Annotated in this window: 24 protein-coding genes and 1 tRNA gene; 23 read left to right on the forward strand and 2 right to left on the reverse strand. The window is 32.4% G+C overall.

What is annotated here, in order from left to right; all coding sequences use genetic code 11:
• Nucleotides 1–17 precede the first annotated feature (17 nt).
• The 6 genes from IGK82_RS03800 (at nucleotide 18) to IGK82_RS03825 (ending at nucleotide 2,952) form a co-directional block, all read left to right on the forward strand.
• A complete protein-coding gene (locus IGK82_RS03800; protein WP_229206981.1) occupies nucleotides 18–440 on the forward strand; it encodes a hypothetical protein in 423 nt (140 codons plus the stop codon).
• A 763-nt stretch (nucleotides 441–1,203) separates the two neighbouring features.
• On the forward strand, nucleotides 1,204–1,704 hold the full coding sequence (locus tag IGK82_RS03805; RefSeq protein WP_130760203.1) for a hypothetical protein: 501 nt from the start codon (nucleotides 1,204–1,206) through the stop codon (nucleotides 1,702–1,704).
• Nucleotides 1,691–2,167, forward strand: coding sequence for a hypothetical protein (locus tag IGK82_RS03810; RefSeq protein WP_353968032.1), 477 nt, complete (start codon nucleotides 1,691–1,693; stop codon nucleotides 2,165–2,167). The genes IGK82_RS03805 and IGK82_RS03810 overlap by 14 nt, the downstream gene beginning before the upstream one ends.
• Nucleotides 2,142–2,534: a hypothetical protein gene (locus IGK82_RS03815; protein ID WP_029660006.1), complete on the forward strand. Its 393-nt coding sequence runs from the start codon at nucleotides 2,142–2,144 to the stop codon at nucleotides 2,532–2,534. Before IGK82_RS03810 ends, IGK82_RS03815 begins: the two co-directional genes overlap by 26 nt.
• Nucleotides 2,535–2,552: 18 nt before the next feature.
• Nucleotides 2,553–2,626, forward strand: a tRNA-Ile gene (locus IGK82_RS03820).
• 74 nt (nucleotides 2,627–2,700) lie between these two features.
• Nucleotides 2,701–2,952, forward strand: a complete 252-nt coding sequence (locus tag IGK82_RS03825) for a hypothetical protein (protein WP_002403783.1) — start codon at nucleotides 2,701–2,703, stop codon at nucleotides 2,950–2,952.
• A 20-nt stretch (nucleotides 2,953–2,972) separates the two neighbouring features.
• Here the strand turns inward: IGK82_RS03825 and IGK82_RS03830 are convergent, their stop codons facing one another.
• Both IGK82_RS03830 and IGK82_RS03835 read right to left on the reverse strand, forming a co-directional pair.
• Nucleotides 2,973–3,224: a hypothetical protein gene (locus tag IGK82_RS03830; protein ID WP_349518934.1), complete on the reverse strand. Its 252-nt coding sequence runs from the start codon at nucleotides 3,222–3,224 to the stop codon at nucleotides 2,973–2,975.
• A 1,390-nt stretch (nucleotides 3,225–4,614) separates the two neighbouring features.
• Nucleotides 4,615–4,809 carry a hypothetical protein gene (locus tag IGK82_RS03835; RefSeq protein ID WP_016622718.1) on the reverse strand — a complete coding sequence of 65 codons (195 nt, stop codon included), beginning with the start codon at nucleotides 4,807–4,809 and terminating at the stop codon, nucleotides 4,615–4,617.
• Between the two features lie 969 nt (nucleotides 4,810–5,778).
• Here IGK82_RS03835 and IGK82_RS03840 point away from each other — a divergent pair.
• From IGK82_RS03840 to IGK82_RS03920, 17 genes are all read left to right on the forward strand, one after another.
• A complete protein-coding gene (locus tag IGK82_RS03840; RefSeq protein ID WP_010777470.1) occupies nucleotides 5,779–5,976 on the forward strand; it encodes a thiazolylpeptide-type bacteriocin in 198 nt (65 codons plus the stop codon).
• 20 nt (nucleotides 5,977–5,996) lie between these two features.
• Nucleotides 5,997–6,194, forward strand: a complete 198-nt coding sequence (locus IGK82_RS03845) for a thiazolylpeptide-type bacteriocin (RefSeq protein WP_010777471.1) — start codon at nucleotides 5,997–5,999, stop codon at nucleotides 6,192–6,194.
• Between the two features lie 224 nt (nucleotides 6,195–6,418).
• Entirely contained in the window at nucleotides 6,419–7,105 is a 687-nt protein-coding gene (locus IGK82_RS03850) for an ABC transporter ATP-binding protein (RefSeq protein ID WP_430605152.1), read from the forward strand.
• 2 nt (nucleotides 7,106–7,107) lie between these two features.
• Nucleotides 7,108–7,926: an ABC transporter permease gene (locus IGK82_RS03855; RefSeq protein ID WP_016622715.1), complete on the forward strand. Its 819-nt coding sequence runs from the start codon at nucleotides 7,108–7,110 to the stop codon at nucleotides 7,924–7,926.
• A gap of 31 nt (nucleotides 7,927–7,957) precedes the next feature.
• Nucleotides 7,958–9,967 (forward strand): hypothetical protein, encoded by a 2,010-nt coding sequence (locus IGK82_RS03860; protein ID WP_265612501.1) that lies wholly within the window; start codon nucleotides 7,958–7,960, stop codon nucleotides 9,965–9,967.
• A 128-nt stretch (nucleotides 9,968–10,095) separates the two neighbouring features.
• The gene (locus IGK82_RS03865; RefSeq protein ID WP_250652916.1) at nucleotides 10,096–10,467 is read left to right on the forward strand and encodes a hypothetical protein; all 372 of its coding nucleotides are present in this window, start codon (nucleotides 10,096–10,098) and stop codon (nucleotides 10,465–10,467) included.
• Nucleotides 10,451–11,491, forward strand: a complete 1,041-nt coding sequence (locus IGK82_RS03870) for a hypothetical protein (protein ID WP_016622713.1) — start codon at nucleotides 10,451–10,453, stop codon at nucleotides 11,489–11,491. Before IGK82_RS03865 ends, IGK82_RS03870 begins: the two co-directional genes overlap by 17 nt.
• A complete protein-coding gene (locus IGK82_RS03875; RefSeq protein ID WP_016622712.1) occupies nucleotides 11,488–12,423 on the forward strand; it encodes a hypothetical protein in 936 nt (311 codons plus the stop codon). Before IGK82_RS03870 ends, IGK82_RS03875 begins: the two co-directional genes overlap by 4 nt.
• A 17-nt stretch (nucleotides 12,424–12,440) precedes the next feature.
• Nucleotides 12,441–13,985: a YcaO-like family protein gene (locus tag IGK82_RS03880; RefSeq protein WP_016622711.1), complete on the forward strand. Its 1,545-nt coding sequence runs from the start codon at nucleotides 12,441–12,443 to the stop codon at nucleotides 13,983–13,985.
• A complete protein-coding gene (locus IGK82_RS03885; protein WP_057086628.1) occupies nucleotides 13,963–15,255 on the forward strand; it encodes a hypothetical protein in 1,293 nt (430 codons plus the stop codon). The genes IGK82_RS03880 and IGK82_RS03885 overlap by 23 nt, the downstream gene beginning before the upstream one ends.
• Nucleotides 15,256–15,366: 111 nt before the next feature.
• The gene (locus IGK82_RS03890; RefSeq protein ID WP_010777479.1) at nucleotides 15,367–16,191 is read left to right on the forward strand and encodes a lantibiotic dehydratase C-terminal domain-containing protein; all 825 of its coding nucleotides are present in this window, start codon (nucleotides 15,367–15,369) and stop codon (nucleotides 16,189–16,191) included.
• Nucleotides 16,191–16,961, forward strand: a complete 771-nt coding sequence (locus IGK82_RS03895; RefSeq protein WP_010777480.1) for a SagB family peptide dehydrogenase — start codon at nucleotides 16,191–16,193, stop codon at nucleotides 16,959–16,961. The genes IGK82_RS03890 and IGK82_RS03895 overlap by 1 nt, the downstream gene beginning before the upstream one ends.
• Nucleotides 16,962–16,965: 4 nt before the next feature.
• Entirely contained in the window at nucleotides 16,966–17,817 is an 852-nt protein-coding gene (locus tag IGK82_RS03900; RefSeq protein ID WP_010777481.1) for a hypothetical protein, read from the forward strand.
• A 91-nt stretch (nucleotides 17,818–17,908) separates the two neighbouring features.
• Nucleotides 17,909–19,540 (forward strand): YcaO-like family protein, encoded by a 1,632-nt coding sequence (locus IGK82_RS03905; RefSeq protein ID WP_025194178.1) that lies wholly within the window; start codon nucleotides 17,909–17,911, stop codon nucleotides 19,538–19,540.
• Nucleotides 19,537–20,487: a hypothetical protein gene (locus IGK82_RS03910; RefSeq protein WP_010777483.1), complete on the forward strand. Its 951-nt coding sequence runs from the start codon at nucleotides 19,537–19,539 to the stop codon at nucleotides 20,485–20,487. The genes IGK82_RS03905 and IGK82_RS03910 overlap by 4 nt, the downstream gene beginning before the upstream one ends.
• A 14-nt stretch (nucleotides 20,488–20,501) precedes the next feature.
• Complete coding sequence (locus tag IGK82_RS03915; protein ID WP_010777484.1) at nucleotides 20,502–21,188, forward strand: SDR family NAD(P)-dependent oxidoreductase; 687 nt, start codon at nucleotides 20,502–20,504, stop codon at nucleotides 21,186–21,188.
• Between the two features lie 80 nt (nucleotides 21,189–21,268).
• Complete coding sequence (locus IGK82_RS03920; protein WP_123836495.1) at nucleotides 21,269–21,634, forward strand: hypothetical protein; 366 nt, start codon at nucleotides 21,269–21,271, stop codon at nucleotides 21,632–21,634.
• Nucleotides 21,635–21,666: the final 32 nt, after the last annotated feature.

Below are 21,666 nucleotides of genomic sequence, written 5' to 3' on the forward strand. Positions count from 1 at the left end.
GAATGGAGATGTTTTTTATGAAAATATTTGTAGGTTTAGCAATTGCCAGTAGCATAATTACAGGGAGTATTTTGGGTAGTCAAATCCAGGATGATGCAATCGAAAACCATGAAGAGTCAACTTTCAATCAGGTTGAGTTACTAAAACCTGGAACGATTTCCGGAGAGATGAAAGTAGAAAATGTAAAATATAAATGGATGGAAGCTTCTTTTGGAGGAACAAACAGAGGCTACACTATAAATCCAGGAAAACTTTCATATCAACTGAGCCCAAATCCTCACAAAGATCCGTGGTATAATAAAAATCAAGTTAAATTCTATAATTTGGGAGCTAAACAAATAGAAAAACAAGCAAATGAGGGTAAATGGCATAGCAAAGGATGGCCAGAAAATATATACAATATATCAATAAATAATGTTAATTATACATTGACTAAATAAATTTAAGCTTAAATGACTAAAACTTGCATTTGACGGATTTGTTTTTTATAATACACATGAATCGTGCTAACCCTCAATCAGAAGTTAAGGAAAAACTTAGATTCTTTTATATAGATAAGTTTCATCTATATTTTTTGTCATTAGCTCAGTGTATTAGAGCAAATGGCTCATAATCATTCGTTTGATGGTTCGAATTTATCATAGTAGTTAAAACAAAATTATCTTGTGTATATAGAAAACACCTACTGAAGACGCACAATACTTCCCCAAGTTGTGTATGTTTAGTAGGTGTTTATTTATAATTGTATATTTGAATTATAAATAAAATACAAGTGTTTTGTAAAATGAAAACTTGAAATTCAAAAAAGAAAGCGGTAAAATGTATTCACCAAACAATTTTATTTTTCATTTTATTACTACCTCTTGCCGCCTTTCCCCAATGAGGCGGCATCTTTTTACATAAAAAATATTGAAGTTAAAAAATGATCACCCTTTCTGATAAGGTGGTCGTTTTGGTTTAGACACGATATATAGTATCTTGGTTAAGATATTTTTTTTAAAACACAATATATTGTATTTTTTTCTGGAATAGTGTACAATTGTTTATTTTGTTGACGACCTTTTTTTCAAGTGATATATTATGATTAATAGAACCCACATACCTCTTAGTAATGAGTCCCAAGCAAGGGATATTTTTTAGGAAAATATATAGTCCTTATTGCTATTAATGGATAATTTAGTAATTCTGTGCAAGGAGTAATTTATGCAAGGTATATTTATCATAAGTAACAAGAGAGAAGAGTTAATGTTAGCTGAAAAATTTGTTTCTACTAAAATAAAGTTTGACGAACATATGTGCAAAACTTTAGATCAAATTGTAAAAAATTTGTCTTTGTACTCTTCTAATAATAAAACAATATTTGACATAAATGGCAAACAAGCAGTATTTCCAATTAAAGTACCTACTTTTGATAGACTTGGAAGATGTAGAGAAACTTATATAGTGAAACAAATACAGGGATATGAAGGCATCTATGAAATTCGACTAAATGAAGAATACTTAAAACATAGAGTCCTCTTTTTTGTAAATAGTTGTATGGATAATACATATTTTTTATCTTATGGTTTTTCTAAAAACGGCTTAAAGGAATCGGATGTTACGAATATAGCATCTAAAGAAAGCGTTAATATTGATAATGAGATGCAAGAAAGTTTTGAAAAAATGGAGTTTTGGATTGGAGTAGATTACCATGAGTTATGTTAGATATGAAAATTTATTAAAAAAACACCAACCTAAAATTTATGATGAGTTATATACAAATACTAGACAGCTATCCGTTGAAATCATAAAAAGAAGAATGAAAAAAGAACTAGATGTATATAGTTTTTCTCAGTTACTAGGATTAACACCTGAAGAGTATTTAAAATATGAATACGGTGGAACAGAGATAAAAATATCAGAGTATTATGATTTAATAAATAAAATAGATGATTTGTGGATATTAGAATTTTTTGTAACTAAACTTAAGTCAGAAAAAGAAAACTTTGTACAGGGACTAGATTGTGGCTGTAGAAAATTAACTTCTCAAAAAATATTTATATCTGATATAAATATTGATAAAAAAAATCGTAAGTCAGTCCGGAAAAAAAGAAAATACAATGATTATTCTGGATTTAAATCAAGAAATGAGGTTTCTATGAATGAGCAATATGTACAAGTTAGATAATATAGTTATAAGTAAGCTGCATGCGGAGAATGTGGTTGAAGAGGATTCAAATAAAATTGCAGTATCAGTACAGGAAGATGAAACATTATTTATTGAAAATGACAGGGTTAATGTAAAAGCAGAAGTTCGTATTATTGAGTCGAATGTTTTAATGGAGATTGAGATAACAGGAACGATTCATATAGTCGAAAAAAATGATGAAGAAAAAGATTTGAATTTGACTGAATTCATTAAGATAAATATTAAAGACTTATCTCATCCATTAATAGACAAAGCTTCAAACACATTATCTTTATTATTATCAGATATGTTAAATTTACCACGTAATTTAAACATTTATGATTCTATGGAAGAACAGCCTCAATAAATCATAAAAAATTTATCAGGACCATTAGCTCAGCTGGTTAGAGCAAATGGCTCATAACCGTTCGGTCACAGGTTCGAGTCCTGTATGGTCCATATATATTTATTTGCAAATAAAATAATAGAGGAGTAGACTTAAAGTATCAAATACTTAAGGAGTGTTATCTATTATGTCAAACTATGAAGAAAAAGAAGCAAAAGCATTAGTAAAAATTGCAGATGTTTTGAACAAACTGGATTCAAATTTAGAAGAATTAGATTCTCTAAATGAAGATGCAAAAAAACATAGTATGAAAAAATGGCTTGTTGAGAAAAGAGCTATGCATGAAATTAAAAAGATTGCACATGAAGCTGGTAAGTATGATAAGTACGATGAAAAAGAATTACAAAAAGAAATTGAACATGTAGAACAATATATGTAAAAATAAAAACTATTCCTTGTTTAAGGAATAGTTTTTTGTATTTTCCGCACACACATTTTCACCACAACCAGTTGCCTTTTTTGATTATACCTACCATAAACAGCAAGCTCTGAGCCATCAGGTAACATGAGTAATTCATCCGCCAATTCTTTTTTAGAAATAATGCAGTTGATAGTCTCTTTTTGAGTTTGCAAAGAAAATCGGACTAACATTTCTGGATAAGTAGTTAATACCTTAATTTTATGAATTGTTCCTACATAAGTTGATTTCATAGAAATCAACTCCTTGCTAGTAGTTAACTATATTATATTAAGATTGTTTTTATTCGTCTAGGTATGAAATGACCATACTTTGACCATACTCTTTAAGAAAATATAGAAACTATCAGAACATAGAATTTAATACAAACGCCTATTTTATAAGTGTTGAAGAAAATTAGAAATTATTAGAAAAAATAAATCTTAAAGTATCAGTTTATCCAGTAGCTCAATAGAATTTTATATAAAAAGACTCTATCCCTTGTGTGGCAAGGGGTGGAGTCTTTTTTTTATTAGGATAAACAGATACCTGACCTTGACTTTAACCTTGATTCATTTAGAAGTTAGCAAATCTAGCTAATTTCTCAGCTGTAGCATTCTTCTATTAGTGTAGATCGAGTTTGTCATTTCCAAACTAGCGTGTCCCAATCGTTCTTGTGTTTCTTTCATAGGCACACCTGCTTCATAAAGCATGAGTGTGTCTCCGGCTATTCGTGCCTATATTCGGCAATCCTATAAAAGTAAATAATCTAGAAGAGCGCTGATATAATGCTTGACGTTGTGAATATTGTCCTTTGTAATCTGAGAATATGATATTCTTATTTTTTGTATTAGCTTGGAAAAAAATTCTATTTGTCTAAGCTACCATCATTTTAAAAGTTTGCATGTTTTATGGTCAATAGAAATTCCCCTATAAGAAGATTTTGTTTTTAAGAGGTAAGACAAAATAACCATTTTTAGTTAGTGATAACGTTTTATTGATCGTTAGTAATCTTTTTCAAAATTCACGTCTTCCCAAGTTAATGCCAACACTTCGCCACCACGAATACCACTAAATTCTAATAATCTATACATAGTTAAGTCCCATTGAGCGAAATATTTATAGAGTAAATTTTTACTGTTGACTTGCTTAACTTTATTCTCTAAATAAGAAAGAACCAGCTGGACTTATTCGCTGGTGTAAAATTTTATTTCCTTTTCTTTTCGAGTACATTATGCCTTAGGTCTGGTTGCTCTTTCAAATGGATTCTTTTTCATATTGTCAAACCAAATTTCTTGAGGAATACCTCCAGTTTCATAAAATGTTTGATTCAAGCGCTGGAATAACGTCTTTTGAGAGCGATCAAAGGTAACTTCTAAGTATTTCATTCGATATAGAGAAAAATATTACAGGTGACGATTTCTCCTGTTTTCAGCACTAACTTGATATCTTCCTTCCAATCAATTTGAGCAGATAACACAGGGTCGTTTCAATTCTGATCGTTGCCTTTTCAATCTTATCTTCACGGATATTTCTGCAATGACGGCGAATAGTCCTTTCGCTGCCTGAATATCCTTTTTTAGAAATAAAATGATAAATCGCTGTAGAGGAACAACCTAACGAGAGTTTATCGATGATGATTGCTTAGTAATCATCAGTTAAAGTTTTTTTGTTCTGATTTCTTTTACTAAGGATGGGAAGTTCTTTACTAATTCCAGCTCCATGATAACGTTTAATGGTATGATAATCGCAGTTGAATTGCCTAGCTAATACCTTATAATTAGGTTTTGTTTCACTCATAATGTGTAATAACACTCCTTCATAGATATCTTTTCTCACTTTACACTACTCCTATGAATTGTCGTGAGAAAAGCGTATCAAATTGGAACGAAAACCTACATTTTTATTTGGCCATTTTCCTACATATTAGCGTGTTCGTTAACATCTTAGATAAGTTATCCAAGAGTTAGTATAACGAAGTTTTTAGTAGGAATCAAAGAATGAAAGTAGATAATTTGTTAAAGATTACTCTCTGTAAAAAAGCAGAAAAGAATCATTCTGTCGTTGAACTGCTAGTGATTCTCATCTGTGAAACATCTAATGTTTCATGCAACACTAGTGTTGCAAAATAGGACTGCTGAGTTAAATTGAACACGAATTATGAAAGAACTTAATTTGTTTTCTTCATAGTTTTTTGTTAATGATTTGATGAATCATAGTTGGTTTATCGATCCTTTAAATTATAGGACCTATGTCTATAAATCAGTAAATTGAGTTTTTTTCAACTGAAACATTTTACTAAAATTCAAGAATAAGTCAGCCACTTTTCGAAAAAGTGAAAATGTCTGTTATCTCTTTGTTCTGCTGTTGATTGGGTAGTCAACTGGGAGGTGGACGTCTGAGTGGAACAGTCTAGTATTTTCCAACGAGTTTTGGTGTTGGAACCTCAATAATATACGATTTTTCACTTGACTGTCTTTTTATTTCTTTGGTGACTAACTTGATTATAAAATTTGCGAACAATTCTTTCATATGAACTGCTTTATTAGAAAAAGGAGTTCCACAGAATTAGCCATAGCTATGAAGTTCGTTAGTTTAAATCGATTTTATGTACACTTTAACCTATAATCTGACGATTCTGTTAACAGAATCGTTTCTTTTTTGCTAAAAAAAACGTTATTGAGCTGGGAGCCTTTTTTTCTGATGGAACCATAGATTTGAATAAAGTTAACCTATAATAAAAGCATAGAACAACATATAAGAAATGCGAGTGGCTGTTCTAAAAAATAGAAGAAAGAGGTTTAACGAATGGAAAAAGAATTAAAAACAGTAGATGTGGAAGTTGAAGAATTGGATGAATTGTTTGGTGAAGTTGAACTAATCGAAATTGATGAAACAATTACTTTGTCTGAAACAGCAGCATCAAGTGGAATTTCATCATGTAACAGTTGTTCATGTTGTGCATCAACATCATGCTGCAGCAGCTCATCAGTAAGTTTTACTTAATAAAGAAGGGAAGTAACAGAATGAAGGCAGAAGAATTAGAAGTTGAGAACCAGTTAGAAGAATTGGATGAATTATTTGGCGAAGTTGAACTAATCGAAATTGATGAAACGATTACTTTGTCTGAAACAGCAGCATCAAGTGGAATTTCATCATGTAACAGTTGTTCATGTTGTGCATCAACATCATGCTGCAGCAACTCATCAATCAGTATTACGTGATTAAAGAATCTGTAGAAATGAATAAATAATTTTAGCGGGAGAGCGAACAATAGCGATTCACTTTAAATAAAAAAATAGTTCTAGATAATGACTAGTTACTAATTTTTGAAAAAATTACAGCACAGTTAAAGTAAGTCGCTTTTGTTTCTTATTGTATTAGATCGTGTGGGAAAGCAGTTATCCTGCACATTCCTGTTGAAATGAAATAGGAAGGATAGATAGGAATGAACATTACAGCTGATCAAATTACGAAAAATTATGGAGAAACAATAGCTCTTCAGTCAGTAAGCTTTGATTTTCCCAAAAATTCAATCGTTGGGGTCGTTGGACACAATGGCTCTGGAAAAACTACTCTATTAGAAATATTATGCGGTCTAAGAAAAGAAGATGGCGGGAAAATGAATGTAAAAATTGATAAAGAATATAAATCAAAATTAGGAGTTATTTTACAAAATAATGCATTTTATGATGATGCAAAAGTTATTGAGCTATTAAAACTATTTTCTTCCTTTTATAAAGAAACTGTGGATATTGATGAGTTGATAGACATTACTCAAATAAGAGAGTACAGTCACAAATTTTATAAAGATTTATCTGGTGGAATGAGGCAAAAAGTCAATATTGCATTAGCTCTCTTGAATAATCCTGAAATCATGATCTTGGATGAACCTACTACAGGATTGGATCCAATTGCCCGCAAAGAATTATGGGGCATTGTTCATCGGTTTGCAAAAAATAATATTGTATTTTTATCTTCTCACTATATGGACGAAGTTGAATCAAATTGTACACATCTACTCTTTTTGAAAAAAGGAAAAGTGGTCGAGTGTGGCAAACTTTCTGATATTTTAAGTAAATATGATACAAATATGAATGAATTTTATTTAGAAAAGAATAAGGGGGCGTATTAATTATGATAGCAAGTATTCTACAACAACTAAAAGTTGAATTCAAAATCTATTTAAGACAGCCATTCTACCTGCTTTTCAGTTTGGTAATGCCAGTAGCAAGTTTTCTTTTCTTTGGCAGTTTGTATTCTTCACAAGATTACGGAGCAGCAGATTTCTTTTCTATGTATATTCCAGGGTTCTGTATGCTGGTTCTATTCTCTACCTCTGTATTTAATGTGGGAAATCAAGTGATCTCAGATAAGGAAAAAGGAATCTATAACCGTATTTTAACAACACCTATCTCATTGACGCGCTTTATTGGTGTGATTTTGTCTAAAGCATTTATGCTGGCTTTTCTTGGTTTTGTATTGATTTTATTCGTTGCACATTTCTCATTTTCTATTCCAATCGGTTTAGGGCGTCTTGGATTTGTAGCAATGTATACGGTCTTTATTCTCTATTCCTTGTCTTTGGGAGTGGGTATTGCCTTTTTAGTAAATAAACTTAATACGTATTCAATTACAATGATGGCGGCATTCTTTCCAATGTTTATGCTTTCAGATGCTTCAATCCCTTTGATGAGTTTACCAAAATGGGCTCAGTCAGCAGCTGAATTTAATCCACTGTATCACTCAAATTTAATTTTGAGAACTTTTTGGGACTCAAGTATGCAAGAAATGTATGGCGCCAATATCTGGAAATCGTATCTTGTATTAGGTTTGATTTTAAGTATTTTGTATGCCTTGGTTGTTTACAAATGGAAAAAAGGAAGGATTTCGTTAAAGCAAAAATCAGAAAATAAGGGATTACTACCTTTAGCAGATACTTCTGAAATAATTTAGTAAGAAAACTGAAAGAAAGGAATAATTTTGTATGACTCAGGAAACAATGACTCACCCTATCATCATTGAACGAAATAAATATGATGCACAAGGTCTCTATACTGACGCGAATAAAATGGAAAAAACATATGCAGAATATGAAGAACAACAAATGAAATTCAATGAATTTTGTCAAATTATGTTACTGGATTTGGGGAATAAGAAAGATTTATTTAATAAAAACCAACTTTCAAAGTTGAGAAAAAAATTGAAAAGGCAAAGCCTGGATATTTCTCTTGAAGGATTTCAGAACATTCCAGAATGGAAAGATATCCAACCATTGCTCGTCAAATATGAAGAGTATCGTATTCGTTGTCAAGAAACATTTGTTTTGTTAAGTGAAGCATTGAAACAAGCTGAGTTTTCAAACAGAGAAGAATTGAAAAAATTTTTGATAAAAAATCAGGGAATTCAACAAATGCTGTATCTAACGAATCAAGAATTGTACAAAAATACTCAAAAGTATTTAAATGGAGAATTTGAAGGAAAAAAGAAAAAGTTGCGTAAAGTCGAAATTCCATTGATGAAAGTAGTATCGAAAGCAACAACAAAAACTAGTCCCAATTTTTATTTTAATACAGTCAAATTCTATTCTGACCAAATTAAAGAATTTAATTATCAAGTAAAGAAAAATCAAATTACACCTAACTATGTTTTCTTCCATCGCGCATTAGAGCATTTGTTATTGAGTGAAGAGTATCTTGAGTATGCACAATTCAAAGTAAATAATCGAATCACTAAAATGAGTGATGATGGTTTGTACATTTTTAAGAACGAAAGCGACAACTATAAGATTTTTAAATCAAAAGATGTACTGCATAAATCCGAAAGTAATGAAGTGATTGAAGTATTGCTGGAACATCCGGATCAATTATTTACAACTTCATATTTTTGTGAAACCTTTGATATAACTGTAGAGCGAGCGAAAGCAGTCGTGAAAAAATTACATGATTTAGGTGTTTTAGAGCTTAATCAACAATTGACGGATCATATTGATATTATCCAAGAATTTTCTGAAACAATGACTGCCATTTTTAGACAGAATTCGGCATCGATCGATCAAGTCATTGACTCAAGCTTAACTCTTAGAACATTGTTTGAAAAAATTAATGAAGGATTTTCCATTGATAAATATAATCAAATTATTTCAAATTATGAATCACTTTCTGCGTTAATTGGGATTGAAGTTCCATCCAGACAATTGCTGGTGTATGGGGATAATGTTATTTCAAATGACCAGGCAACTGCTTCACCGGATATTCTTTCTGAACATATGGAAGAGCTGTTGAGTGTATTTCCAATTTTTGATATTAATGAAAAAATCAAAAATGAATTTGCAGTGGAGGTAGAAAAGTACAAAGAAAACGAACTGATTGAAATGAACCATCCAGCAATTTTAAAAGTGTTGACGGATGTGAATTTGAAATACGGTCAGTATTGGGCTAATCCTTGGCATCATTTTGAAACGAACTCCTCCCTCAATAAATTTTTGTTTGGTTTACAAAACGAATTGGTCGAATATTTGACTGAGCATATTGATGAAAAGAATGTCTTGGATCTTACAAAAAAATTAATGGAATTAAGTCTAAAACTGAAAAAAAACGAGATTCAAAGGGAAGGTCATTATTCTGTTTTTTATCAAAATGATGAGCAAAAACAGACAATCATTAATAAGATTTATCCTGGTTATGGAAGTTTTTATCAAAGGTTTTTACGATATACGAATATTTTAGAATCCTATAGTAACGAAGTAAAAGACTTTTATCAAAGCAATCATCATGAAATTGCAGAGCTGCATGAGCCATTAGCTTTTAACGCAAATGTAGTAGATATTCCATATTATGAAACACGATATATGGATGGCTTATCTAAAGTTAATGGAGAAAAAGATATTTTCCAAAAGCATATTTATGAAGAACGATCAAATCTTGAATTTGAGGATGGAGATTTTGTACTTCAGTATGACGAAAAAAATATAAACCTGTTATTTCTTCAAGTTTAATTCGTGCCTTATATCCAGGGAAGTTTGCGTTTATTACTTCTATCTTTTCAAATATCAGCTTTATTAATGATCTATCGTTGTTCTGGATAAATCAAAGAAAAGATCAATTAGCTATTAGAAGTCCGCAAATGAAATTCAAGGATATTGTTTTGGAGCGGGGGCACCTTTATTGTAAAGCAGAATACTTTAAAAATGATTCAAATAATACGGAAGAACATTTGTACCTTTCAATAAGAGAAAAATTAGGAAGCCATGGTATTGGCTCATCTTTCTTTATTCAATCGCGTAAAAAGCAATTTGTAACAGATCAGGTTAATTCTATCTCATTTGAATTCAATAAACCTCAATATATTGATTTGAATAATGTATTGTTGTACAAGCTATTCTTAAATACAGTAAAAACCAATGAAGATTTGCTGATTTCAGAAATTTTACCTGAAAATATAAGTGCAAGTGAATACATGAAAGAGGTGAAAGTGATAAATGGAGAAGATTCATAGAATAACAGTTGCGCTCAACACTCAAAATATATTTAAACAGAAGTTTATTAATGAAGAGTTGATCCCGCAAATGAAGGAGTTTCGTAAGCAAAATCATAATAACAAATGTTTTTTCCATCGTACGCTAGAGATTGGCCCTGTTGTTGATATTTATATTCAGGGGCTGAAAGAAGAAGCAGTCCTTATGCAGGTAGCGATTGAAAAGAGATTAGCTAAATTTAGAAAAATGTACAGCATCCAATTTTCTGAGAAAAAAATCTATTTTGAAAATCAGGAGAGTATTCGTCGAATGAATGGATTTTCAAAAAAAGCAGGAAGGTATCAAAATTATACCGTGACAATGGATGAACTAGAGGAAGTTCCAAGGGAGGGAGAATACTACTCAGAGGAAGCGAAAAAGATGGTGAACAGCTGGTTATTTGAGCAAGGAGCGTTGATTGATAAAACCACACTCCTCGTTGAGAAATTATCAGAATTAGAAAAACAAAAATTCTTAGTGTCCTTATTTTTAACTTGCTCTAAAAAATTAGATGGAACTTCCTATCGGGGTTATCTTTCCTTCAAATCCCATTATTTAGGGTTTATCAATATTCGAAGAAAAGAAATGGAAAATTATCATAATATGTTCGAACAATATTACTTGGAACATGAAGAAGAATTTGAACTTATGAGAGATAGAGTGAGAGAAGGTCAATCATTTCTGACTGGTCATGAGCAGGCCGATGAGCTTCTTCATGAGTGGCAGAATGTGATCGATCAATTCATGGAGGGACAAAAGAGACTTTTGAAAAAGATTAAACTAACAAATATTTTTAGCATGTTAGGGTTCCGAAGATATAGTGAGTTTCACAAAGAATCATTTAAACTGTCAAATTTGAAATTCTATTTTTCAGAGCAATTTCAAGAGTATCGCTTGTTGGTCAATGTGATGTATTTGTTATTGCCTGATTTTGGATTTAATACGCCGAAGCGTTTGTTGGCATCCTATAACCTAATTTCTGTATTGGAAGGAGAGGAAAGATGAACTTAGTCTACAAAGGTAATACGTTTTTGAAAGAAGACGGTACAATGATTATTTTACGAGTTGGACAAAAGGAGTATCACCTATCTAAGAAAAGTTGTTCTATTGGTGCTTGTAAAAAAGTTATCCAATATTTTCATAAACCAGCAGATCGAGAAACATTTATCCAAACACAAGAAAAAGAAGTAATCAAAGCATTGTATCTTTTGATGAAAGTTCAAGCGATAGTCATGTTTCCAAGGGATATTGAGACCACTCCTGTAAACATGTATATTTTACGAAATTATAGTGATTATGCAGAAGTTATTCGAAAGTATTTAGCTACCGACGTTCCTTTTTTACAGTTTGTAACAGATCAAAGAAGTGTTGAGAGACTTAAATTTGTGAAAGATAGTTGTGTAATAACGTCTAGTTATCAAGAGAACAGCATCACATTGTTAAAGGAATTAGCAGATTTAACTCGACTGCAGCAGGAGTTAAAAAGAAGAAAATCAAGAGGCAGAAAGAATTTAAAAGTAGAAAATTTATTAGAGAAGTATGCAGAAATTCTTATGATTGATCGTTTGTCTTCGAACTCAAAATATGATGGATCATTTATGTTCACTTCCGATTTACAAATGATTAATTATAATGTTTTAGATCAGGATGGAGCAGTTCGAGAAATAGCAGCTCAAGTGAGTGAGATGAAGAAGGAAGAAAAAATCTCACGTGCTTTAGACTTTCTACAACGTCATCCAAGCTTTTTTTTGACATATAGCGTGGAAAGGGAGAAAAATAGTCAATATGTTGGAAAAGCATTTTTAAGAGGAATCGAACGACCAGAAGTTACCTTTTTCGGTACGGATTATCTTGAAGTTCTGGAAAAAATAGTAGATGAATTTCTACCTGATCTTCAATCAAATGGAGAAAAAAGTAATCAAGTAGTTAGTTATTAACGGAATGGAGTTGAAAAATGAACAAAATTGAAAATCGATATTTTTTCAGTCAGACACCTTTATCGGATGTTTCACAAAAATATATGTTAAGAAATCTGAAATATAACAAAGGAGTTGATTTAACCGATGATCAGACGGAGCACGAGACCTTATGTGAAATAACTGCAGAAATTGTTCGGCTGCATCGTTCCATTCAAACGAAGGAATCCTCTGATTGCTTGTATGAAATAAATAATCAGGATTTAACAATTTTAAGGCATCCGATCTATACAAAAGCGGACTTGCCTGATTGGTTATACAAAGAAAACAAAGTTTCAAAAACAATAAGAGTCAAAGAAAATGTGGATACTGAACAGATTAAAAGCCAGCTGTTTGATAATAAATATGGCACATTTTTCAATATTTACAAGGATATCAGTTCCAAAGAATATGCAATGGTTGGCGTGGAGTTTAAACCATCACCATTTTTTGAAGATTCAGAAACAGGTTTTGGACGAGCTGAGACATTTAAAAAAGCAGAAAGTCAGGCAATTTTAGAAGCACTAGAACGTTATGGAATTTATAATTTAGAAAATTATTCAATGAAACAACGTTTGAATAAAGTTATTACTGATCATGCACAAAGAAAAGAACTAGCGGCATATTTAGATAAAGAATTTCTAACAGTTGAAGTGGAAGAATTAGGAAGTAAACAAAAAGTTTGGCAACCGGAACAGTTCTTTAAATTCTTAGTAAATGATCCAGAGATTATGGTTAATGAAACTAGCAATGGGGTAGCATTAGGCTCTTCCTATTACGAGGCAGCTTTATATTCCTTGTTTGAATTTATTGAACGAGATGCCTTTCTAACGTTTTGGCATAAACAAGTCCCATTGAGACAAATTGATAAAAAGAGCTTAAATGGAAAACAAAAAAAGATTATTGAAGAATTTGAAGCAGAAAATAAACACGTATATCTGTTTGATATGCGGTTTGATATTGATGTTCCAACAATATTAAGTTTGGTGATTTCTAAGAATGAAAAGCCTGCAACCTATGTAAGTGCAGCTGCACATTTGAATTATGAAGTTGCAATTGAAGGAGCATTGAAAGAAGCTATTGTTGCCCATAACGTATACAAAAGCAACTCGGCTGTTGGTAAAAAAGAGTATGCGACAAAAGCAGAAGTCCTTTCATTATCGGATCATTTTAACTATTATTCTAAACCAGAAGCAATCGGTGTTTACGATTTTCTGTTTGAGTCAAATGAGCTGTTTTCAGTAGAGAATCTGTTTAAAAAGGATACTGTTGAAACTGATAAAGAAGCTTTAGACAAAGTGGTTGATAAAATGAAAGGGATCGGATCAATTTATTGTTGTGATATAAAGAATGAGTTGATTAATCACTTAGGATTTATTGTAACGAAGGTTATTATTCCGAATATGCAGACGATGTACTTTGGCTATGAAAATAAGAGAATTAATCAGCAACGAATTGATCAGGCGGTAATAGCTTCCAGTTACAAAAATACAGCAAGAATCAAAGAAGGAGGGCATTTTGATGAACCACACCCATTCCCTTAAATCAAAGGACTATTTTGTTGATTTTTTGAAAGAAAGATATCAAACGATTCAAGTAGAGTCTCTTCCTTCCTATACAAGCTGTCCTTTTGAATTTTTACACAATCCAACTTATTTGAGTGATTTACTGACAGGAGAATGTGCTGTAAACATTGATCATTTTTTAGGAATTACACGATTAGAACCAGAAAATCCATATGCTCTTCATACGAGTGTTCCATCAGCCCGGAGTATTCAAAGTAATGTAGCGTTACTTAATATTAAGGCTCAAAACCAGAGCTGTTGGTTTATCTATAGTAAAGGTGAACAGGAATTCGTTCTGATTTTTAAAGAACAAACAGACCGCTTTTATCAAGAAGCAGAATTGATTTATTTTATTATGTACAATCATTTAGCTATTGGAAAGTATTATGGAAGGTTTGGGTTCTTGTTATCATTGTTGGATTCTGGACATCAATTAAATCATTTTGAACACCTTATTCAAACGAATAATCCAGAAAATTATGAAGCAGAATTTTTTCCTTCCTTCGTTCATTCAATGATTACTCCATTTTTCGATGAAAATTATTTTCCAATGGTTAAATTGACAATGACAGGGGTAAGGAACCTGAGTCTGCCCGAACAAGAAGAAGGATTAAGAATTCGCCCTACTGGAAAAATGAGGTTTGACGAAACATCCTATGACTCGCTTATTAAAGAACTTTTTGCAGATGACACAAGATTGATTAGGAATGGTCTGAACATCTCAGTACAAAAAGACTATTTGTCAGTCATTAATAAAAGAACAAGTTTTCAATCATTTGAAGGATTATGCTTTTTTGAAAGAGAACCATTTTCTTTAGATTCAGTAATAGAAGGAATCAAAAAAATAAATTCTTTTCCAGCAATTGAAACGTTGCTATTTGATGTTGAAAAAAACAGTGTTTTCAACGTTAGTCAAGGATCTTGGAAAGAAAACCCTTTGGAAAACGTTGAAAAGCTGCTGCATGATTCACTGGAGTATATAGATATTCAATCATCCAGTTATATTTTAGTAACAGCTTTGAAAAAATCAAAGACGTTAACGGTTAAAGAAAAGCTGTTTAGTTTCATTCATTCAGCTGAAATCATGAGTGAGGCGGCCTTGTCGTTTTCTTCAGAAGATTTTGCGTCAAGATGTTTGAGGAATATTGATGATTGTACATTTTTGAATCATTTTCCTGAATATGAAGAGATCACTTATCTACAGGTGATTGGAAAAAATGAATGGAATAAGAAATTATATTTGATGTGATACATCGTATCATTTTGAAACGACAGGAAAAAGAGAGCGGAGTGTTAACAAGTTAATAAAGAAAATAGTTAATGCAGCTTAAGACTATTCAAAATCAAAAGGAGAAATAATATGGAATCAATCTATTTTTATCTTCACTCAGTTACGCTTCAAGATAAAGTAATCAAAAGTTTAGCGGATTATTTTAAAAAGACGGAGACTCAATGGTTTTTTATCAGATATTGGCATGGTGGACCGCATGTGAGGATTAGATTCAAAGATGAGCAAGGCCAACGAAAGACAGAGGTAATTCAACTCTTGAATCAGTTCAGTTCGGATATTCCAAGTGAATCGGTTATTACAGCAGAATTGTATTATAAAAATCAGACTTTTGATGGGGAAGAAACCGAAGTTGGCAATCTGCCATGGTATGGACAAGGCACAATTATTGAAAGAAACTATATACCAGAAATCGAACGTTATGGTGATGGGGTGTTATTGGAACTGTCAGAGCAGGTTTTTCAACTTTCTTCGGAAGTAGTGGACTGCTGGTTAAGAAAGAAAAATACCTTTAATTTTAGGATTTTATTTTCCTATTATATTTTTCACGAATTTTTAGAGCTTTGTCCACCAAAAGAAAAGGAAGCTTTTTTAAATAGATATTATCATTATTGGCATTCCTTAAATAAGATGGAAGATTTGAATCTCAATTTGCATGAAGTGAAAAAAATATATGAGTCTTTTCAAGATAAAATGAAAAATTCAATAGAAGCCAAACTCTTCAAAGAAATTAGAGAGGTGTTGGAAGAAGCGAGGGCAATGATTAATAATGAAGAAATGTTTTTATACCTAATCAGCTCACATATTCATATGACGAATAATCGTTTGTCTGTAATTCCCGGAATTGAAGCTGAAATTGCCCATTCAATAGTGGGAAAAGAAATGTTGGTGGCCTAATGTGGAAAAAAGAACAGGACCCGTATTTTAGCTTTCAGGAATTTTTGGACTTTCATCTTTCAACAGCTCATAGTGATTCTAATATGTCTGCAAATGGTGTGAAACGGGTCTATGAACCAAAAAAAGAGGAACTACCTTTAGGTAATCGAATAACTTTAGACGAGCTGACAGTTGTTGATGAAGAGCAAGAGTGGTTTTTGAAAGGAATATTCAAGAAGAGGAGGACTTCCTGGGAGTTTGATAAAAAACTGACTGTAAATAAGTTATCTTTAGTTTTGAAGGCGGCACTGGGAATTACCAGTGAGAGTTGGTATGGTCCGCATAAGGTATTGAAAAAGGCCTACGCTTCTGCTGGGGGCGAGTATTCGATAAATATCTACATGTATTTGCAAAACTTTGCTGATTCAAAATTGAATGGGAAAGTGATGAGATATCTACCAGAAGAAGAAAGTTTCTTTCAGGTAAAAGAAATGGAACCTGAACTTATCAACAAGATCTGCTCAACAAGCAAGTATACTAGCAATCAATTTAAACAAGCCAACTGCCTATTCTTTTTTACAACGAGTTTTAAATCGTTGTTTTCAAAATATGGAAGACTGGCATACAGACTTTCCTTTTTGGAAGCAGGTCATATCTGCCAGAATTTACAAATTGTATCAAGTTTATTAGATGTTTCTAGTGTTCCTTTAGGAGGTTTCTATGATGAGGATATCCGAAGCATGTTGGATTTAGAACAAGAATATTGTTTATACGCATTAGCGATGGGGTGAGGAAATGTTAATTAAGAATAAAAAATATCATTTAATAAAAGAACAGGAAGTCATTGCTATCTACAATATTAAAGAGCAAAAGGTTGAAAAATTAATCAAAGTAGACCCTTTATTGGTAGAGAGCTATTTAGATGTCAATTTAACAAGAAAAATAACTGAAGAACAGGAGAAATATCACCGTATATTGTTAAATTTGCAAAAAGCCTGGCCGGATTTGATTGTTAACATGGCAGGTGAAAAATTGGAGCACTTAGTTGTTTTAGAAGAAGCTGCCAGAGAGTTTGCGAAGCTGAATCATCATTATTTTTCTTTAAAAGAAGAGCTGGTTTTTATCAACGTCAAAGAGACCCTTTTCTTCTATACAATCAATAACTTTTCTAAACGTGTGAATTTTAAATTTTCTTTACTGAAGGATATCCACCAATATACTGAACTCTCAGTCAAAGAAAAGGGGGAAGTGAGAGAAATCAATCTCATTGATATTGATTCTTATGAACAGGAAGAATTGCAGCAATTTGAAAAGATGATGCTTCGAGATAATAGTATTCGTATTTACTATTATGATACCTTGCAGGATGTCGTATTAGGGGAAGGGTTAGTAGGGAAAGATTATGGTTGTCTGTTTTGTAACAAAGAAGAGCTCCCTAAAGCAACAGCTATCAATGAAGAAGTCAGTTCCCTAATCTCATCGCTGCTGCAATTTGAAATTATTAAATATAATCGAAACCTGTTGGCATTCTTGAATAAAGATATCACATTGACGAAAGGAAAGAAATTTTTAATTAATAAATCTACATTTGAAGCACAAGATGTTCATATAAAGAGAAACTCTGTTTGTCCATGTTGTGCAGGATAACTGTTGGACAAAACAAAATGAATCAACTATAAAAATTAATCAACGAAAAAATAGAAAAAGTATTGTGAATGAAAGAAATGGAGGATTAAGTATGAAACGTCATAAAAGTCAAAAACCTAAAGAAACGATTCGTAAAATAAAATGTTTTTTGAAAAAGGTGAATCTGGCTGTCTTTGAACATGAGATGAAGAATGCCGATGAGTTTTATTCTATTTTGTTGCAAATTGAAGGTTCTACTTTGTTTGTTAATGGGAAGGGAACAACTGCTGAATACGCGAGAGCAAGTGCATATGGGGAATTAATGGAACGGATTTTAACAGGTATTTTATTCAGGTATCAACTGATAACACCGAAGGCACTAATCCATCAAGATCAAAATTTCCATTTCAATGATGTGTATAACATGAAAGAAAGCGATAGGCTTGTCGGTAAAAAAATAAGCAAGCAAGATGCATTGCTTATTCAACAGTATTTTTTTTCTACAAATGCCGAGAGTTTAGTGATGGAAAGTTATCGTGAGTTGCAGAAGAACAAAATGGTGGCTGTACCGATTGCCTTAGTGGACGCCATGTATTCAAGTAACGGTATGGCTTACGGTAATGATTTTTATGAAGCAAGTGTGCAAGCCATGTCAGAGATATTTGAACGATACGTCAATCGAAAAATTTTGATTGAGGAGGAGGCGCCACCTGTTCTTACAGATTGGCAGAAATATGTTGATGTGGAGTTGACGAATAAAATTGAAAAATTATTGAAAAGGTATCAGTTAACTCTGGAAGTGAGGGACTGTAGTGATGGAGGAAAGTATCCGGTTGTCGGCGTTGTTTTAAGGAATCAAAACAACCATTATTTTGTGAAATTTGGTGCACATTTTGATTTTACAGTAGCGCTGGAACGCTGTTTTACAGAGCTGTTTCAAGGTCGAAATATGACGATGGATTTTTGGAAAACACCTTTATATGAAAATTCAAATGAGTTCATCCAAAGGAACTTGGAAAGGGTAATGAAGGATGGGGATGGTTTTTATCCAGCAACCTTTTTCGAGCAGCCCAAACAGCAAGATAAATTGCTTTTCTTCTTTGGTAATTCTAATAAAGAAGCCTATACAATGTTCTTAAATCAATTAAAAGCATTTAATACCCCTGTGTATTTCAAAGATTATACTGTAGCTGATCATACAGTGGTGAGATATATTGTCCCAGAGGTAAGTAATGTGAATGTTGATATTATGCAGGTTAAGAGTTGGTATCAAGATAGTTTTTATCAAACTGAAACATTAATTAACTTTCTGGAACGGCCTTCAGAAGAACGCATACAATTTTTCGATTATTTAGAGCAAAAACAAATCGAAGATAGTCAACTCATTCAACACTTGATGAAACGTCCAGTATCTTTCAACAGCTCATTCAATTATCTAACAGTACATTATCTTAAGGGGATACATTTCATATTGGATAGACAATTTGATCTGGCTGAAAAATATTTTATGGATCATACTGTACTTGTTAAGAATTTTAGAGTATTGAAAGAAAATCAAGATCAAATAAAAACACAAAAGCAATTGGTTAAGCTAATTGAAAGCATCCTTTATTATCCTAAAGAGCAAATGGGCGATTTGCATGTAGGAGATCGGAAGATAACATATTCAAACGCAGTTGAAGAGATTCAAAGGAAAGTATTGATCGGTTTAAATGCAGTAGGCAAAGTGAGGGAAACAGGGTGAACATCAAGCTAACTTTTAGAGAATTAGACCATTGGATCGAAGTGGGGATTCAAGTTAATGGAGTAGAATTGGAATTGAGCCAAAATACGTTGACCTTTGATGAGTTGGAAACTCTTTTCAGACAAATTTTGCCGACTAAAATAAGAATAGATGTCCAATCAGACAAGGATTGGTTGATTTCTCGATCTTCTCGAGTTTGCAACTACTTAAAAAATCGATGCCGACAATTATTCTCAGCTCTGCAGTTTCAAATCACGTATAAGAAAACAACCAAGCAGGGGACTATGGAAGCTGCTTATAAAAAAGGGTTGTTAAGTTATCTTACAGGTGTTTATCCAACTATTCCTTTAAGTTGTATCAAGCATATTTTTGTTCCAATAGGTGTGGAAGCGGAAGAAAGTCATTTTTATCTTAGAAAGACGGCCATTAATAGTGCAATTATTATTGAGGTCTCTGAAGCAGAAGAGATGAAAAAGATGTATGAGAGGCTCGCTTCACCGCAAATCGTTCATTTTAAATTAAACGATCAGTATTATTTGAATTATCCTTTTGGAAAAAAGGTTAAATTACCATTTGGAGAAACCTACCAGTTGTATCAGGATTTAACTGCTTCAAAGCAGCTCATATCGCTTGAAATTGGTGATGGTCTTAGAAGAAGTCCTGATTTTTTTGGAAAAGAAGGCGGTATTTCGATGAACAAGATTATGTTATCCTCAGCAGGACATTTTAAACTCAATGAGAATTTGGACTATCATATGTTTGAAATGGATTCAGTGATAACTAAAGATATTCCATTTATTAGTAAAATACGATATGAAAGTAGTCGTTTTGCCCGCCTTTGCGGATTAACGAAATATCAAATTGTTGGAGAAAAGAATGGAAACATTCGATTTTCAGATGGATTAATAGAAAAAGTACTTGATATATATACATATCAAGTCAATTAAAGGAGGGCGCCAGTATGCATGTTATTATTGGTGGAAATGGAGTCTTAGGCCAAGACCTGATTCAACAGCTTCAAGGAGAAGAAATTTTCGTGATTGATAAACAAATCAATGAACATGGGGATTATCCACAACTACAATTGAATGTTTCAGATGTCAGTGCAATCGCCTCTTTAGATCTTTCTGAACTTTCCAAAATTAAAAAAGTGTCTATTTTAACTGGTATTAATTATGCTAAAGGATTGATGGATATTCAGTTTCAAGAATGGGAAGACATGTTTGCTGTGAATATTAGGGGTACTTTATTTTTGATTCAAAAACTGCTTCATTACATGGCGGATAAGGCGAGCATTGTTCTTTGTAGCTCACAGAATGGAGTTGTTGGTCACGAAAACCGAATAGGCTATGGAGAGAGTAAAGCTGCATTAATTCACCTTGCAAAAAATTTGACAGTAGAATTTGCAAAAATGAAGCAGCGTGATCTTCGGGTCAATGTTGTTTCACCTTCCTATATTTTGAATGAAAAAACGAAGCAGTATTTGACTTCAACTCTTCAAGGGCAATGTCTTCGGGCAAAAATTCCAAATCAAACCTTTATTACTAATGAAAGTGTTATTGCAAGTATTTTATTTCTTCACCAGGATAGCACAGCAGGCATTCGAGGACAGAATATCATGATTGATAACGGAATGACAATCATATGAGGGAAACAGTCAGGGAGAATTTAAAGAATAGACTAGCTGGAAAGCAGCTAAATAGTTTTGATCTGAATTTTTATGAGAAAATGGGACAGGTTCCATTCCTTAATATTGTCTTTTATCAGTTATTGACCATTTTTACGACATTAACAGAAGAGCATCTTATCCCCATTTTTGTTAATGGTTCTCATATTTTTATTGTCAATGAAGAATCAGCAAAAGAGATAGCTGTCTATGAAGCTGCTGACTTAGAATTTTCAGCAGATGATTGCCAATATATTTTACTCTATCAAACGAATCACTATCGATTGTCAGAAGAACTAAGAGAAACAAAAGAAGTCTTTATTGAGTCAATCGAGGATTTGGATGTTCATTTGATATCGCTAGCTAGTTTACCACCGTGTTCGTTTGGGAAAATTGTCAACAGCTGGAGTGTAACATTTAATGAATAAATGAATGGCCCCTTTTAAATGAAAGAGGGCCT

It is taken from the genome of Enterococcus sp. AZ197, from assembly GCF_050556405.1.
Lineage (GTDB): Bacteria > Bacillota > Bacilli > Lactobacillales > Enterococcaceae > Enterococcus > Enterococcus faecalis.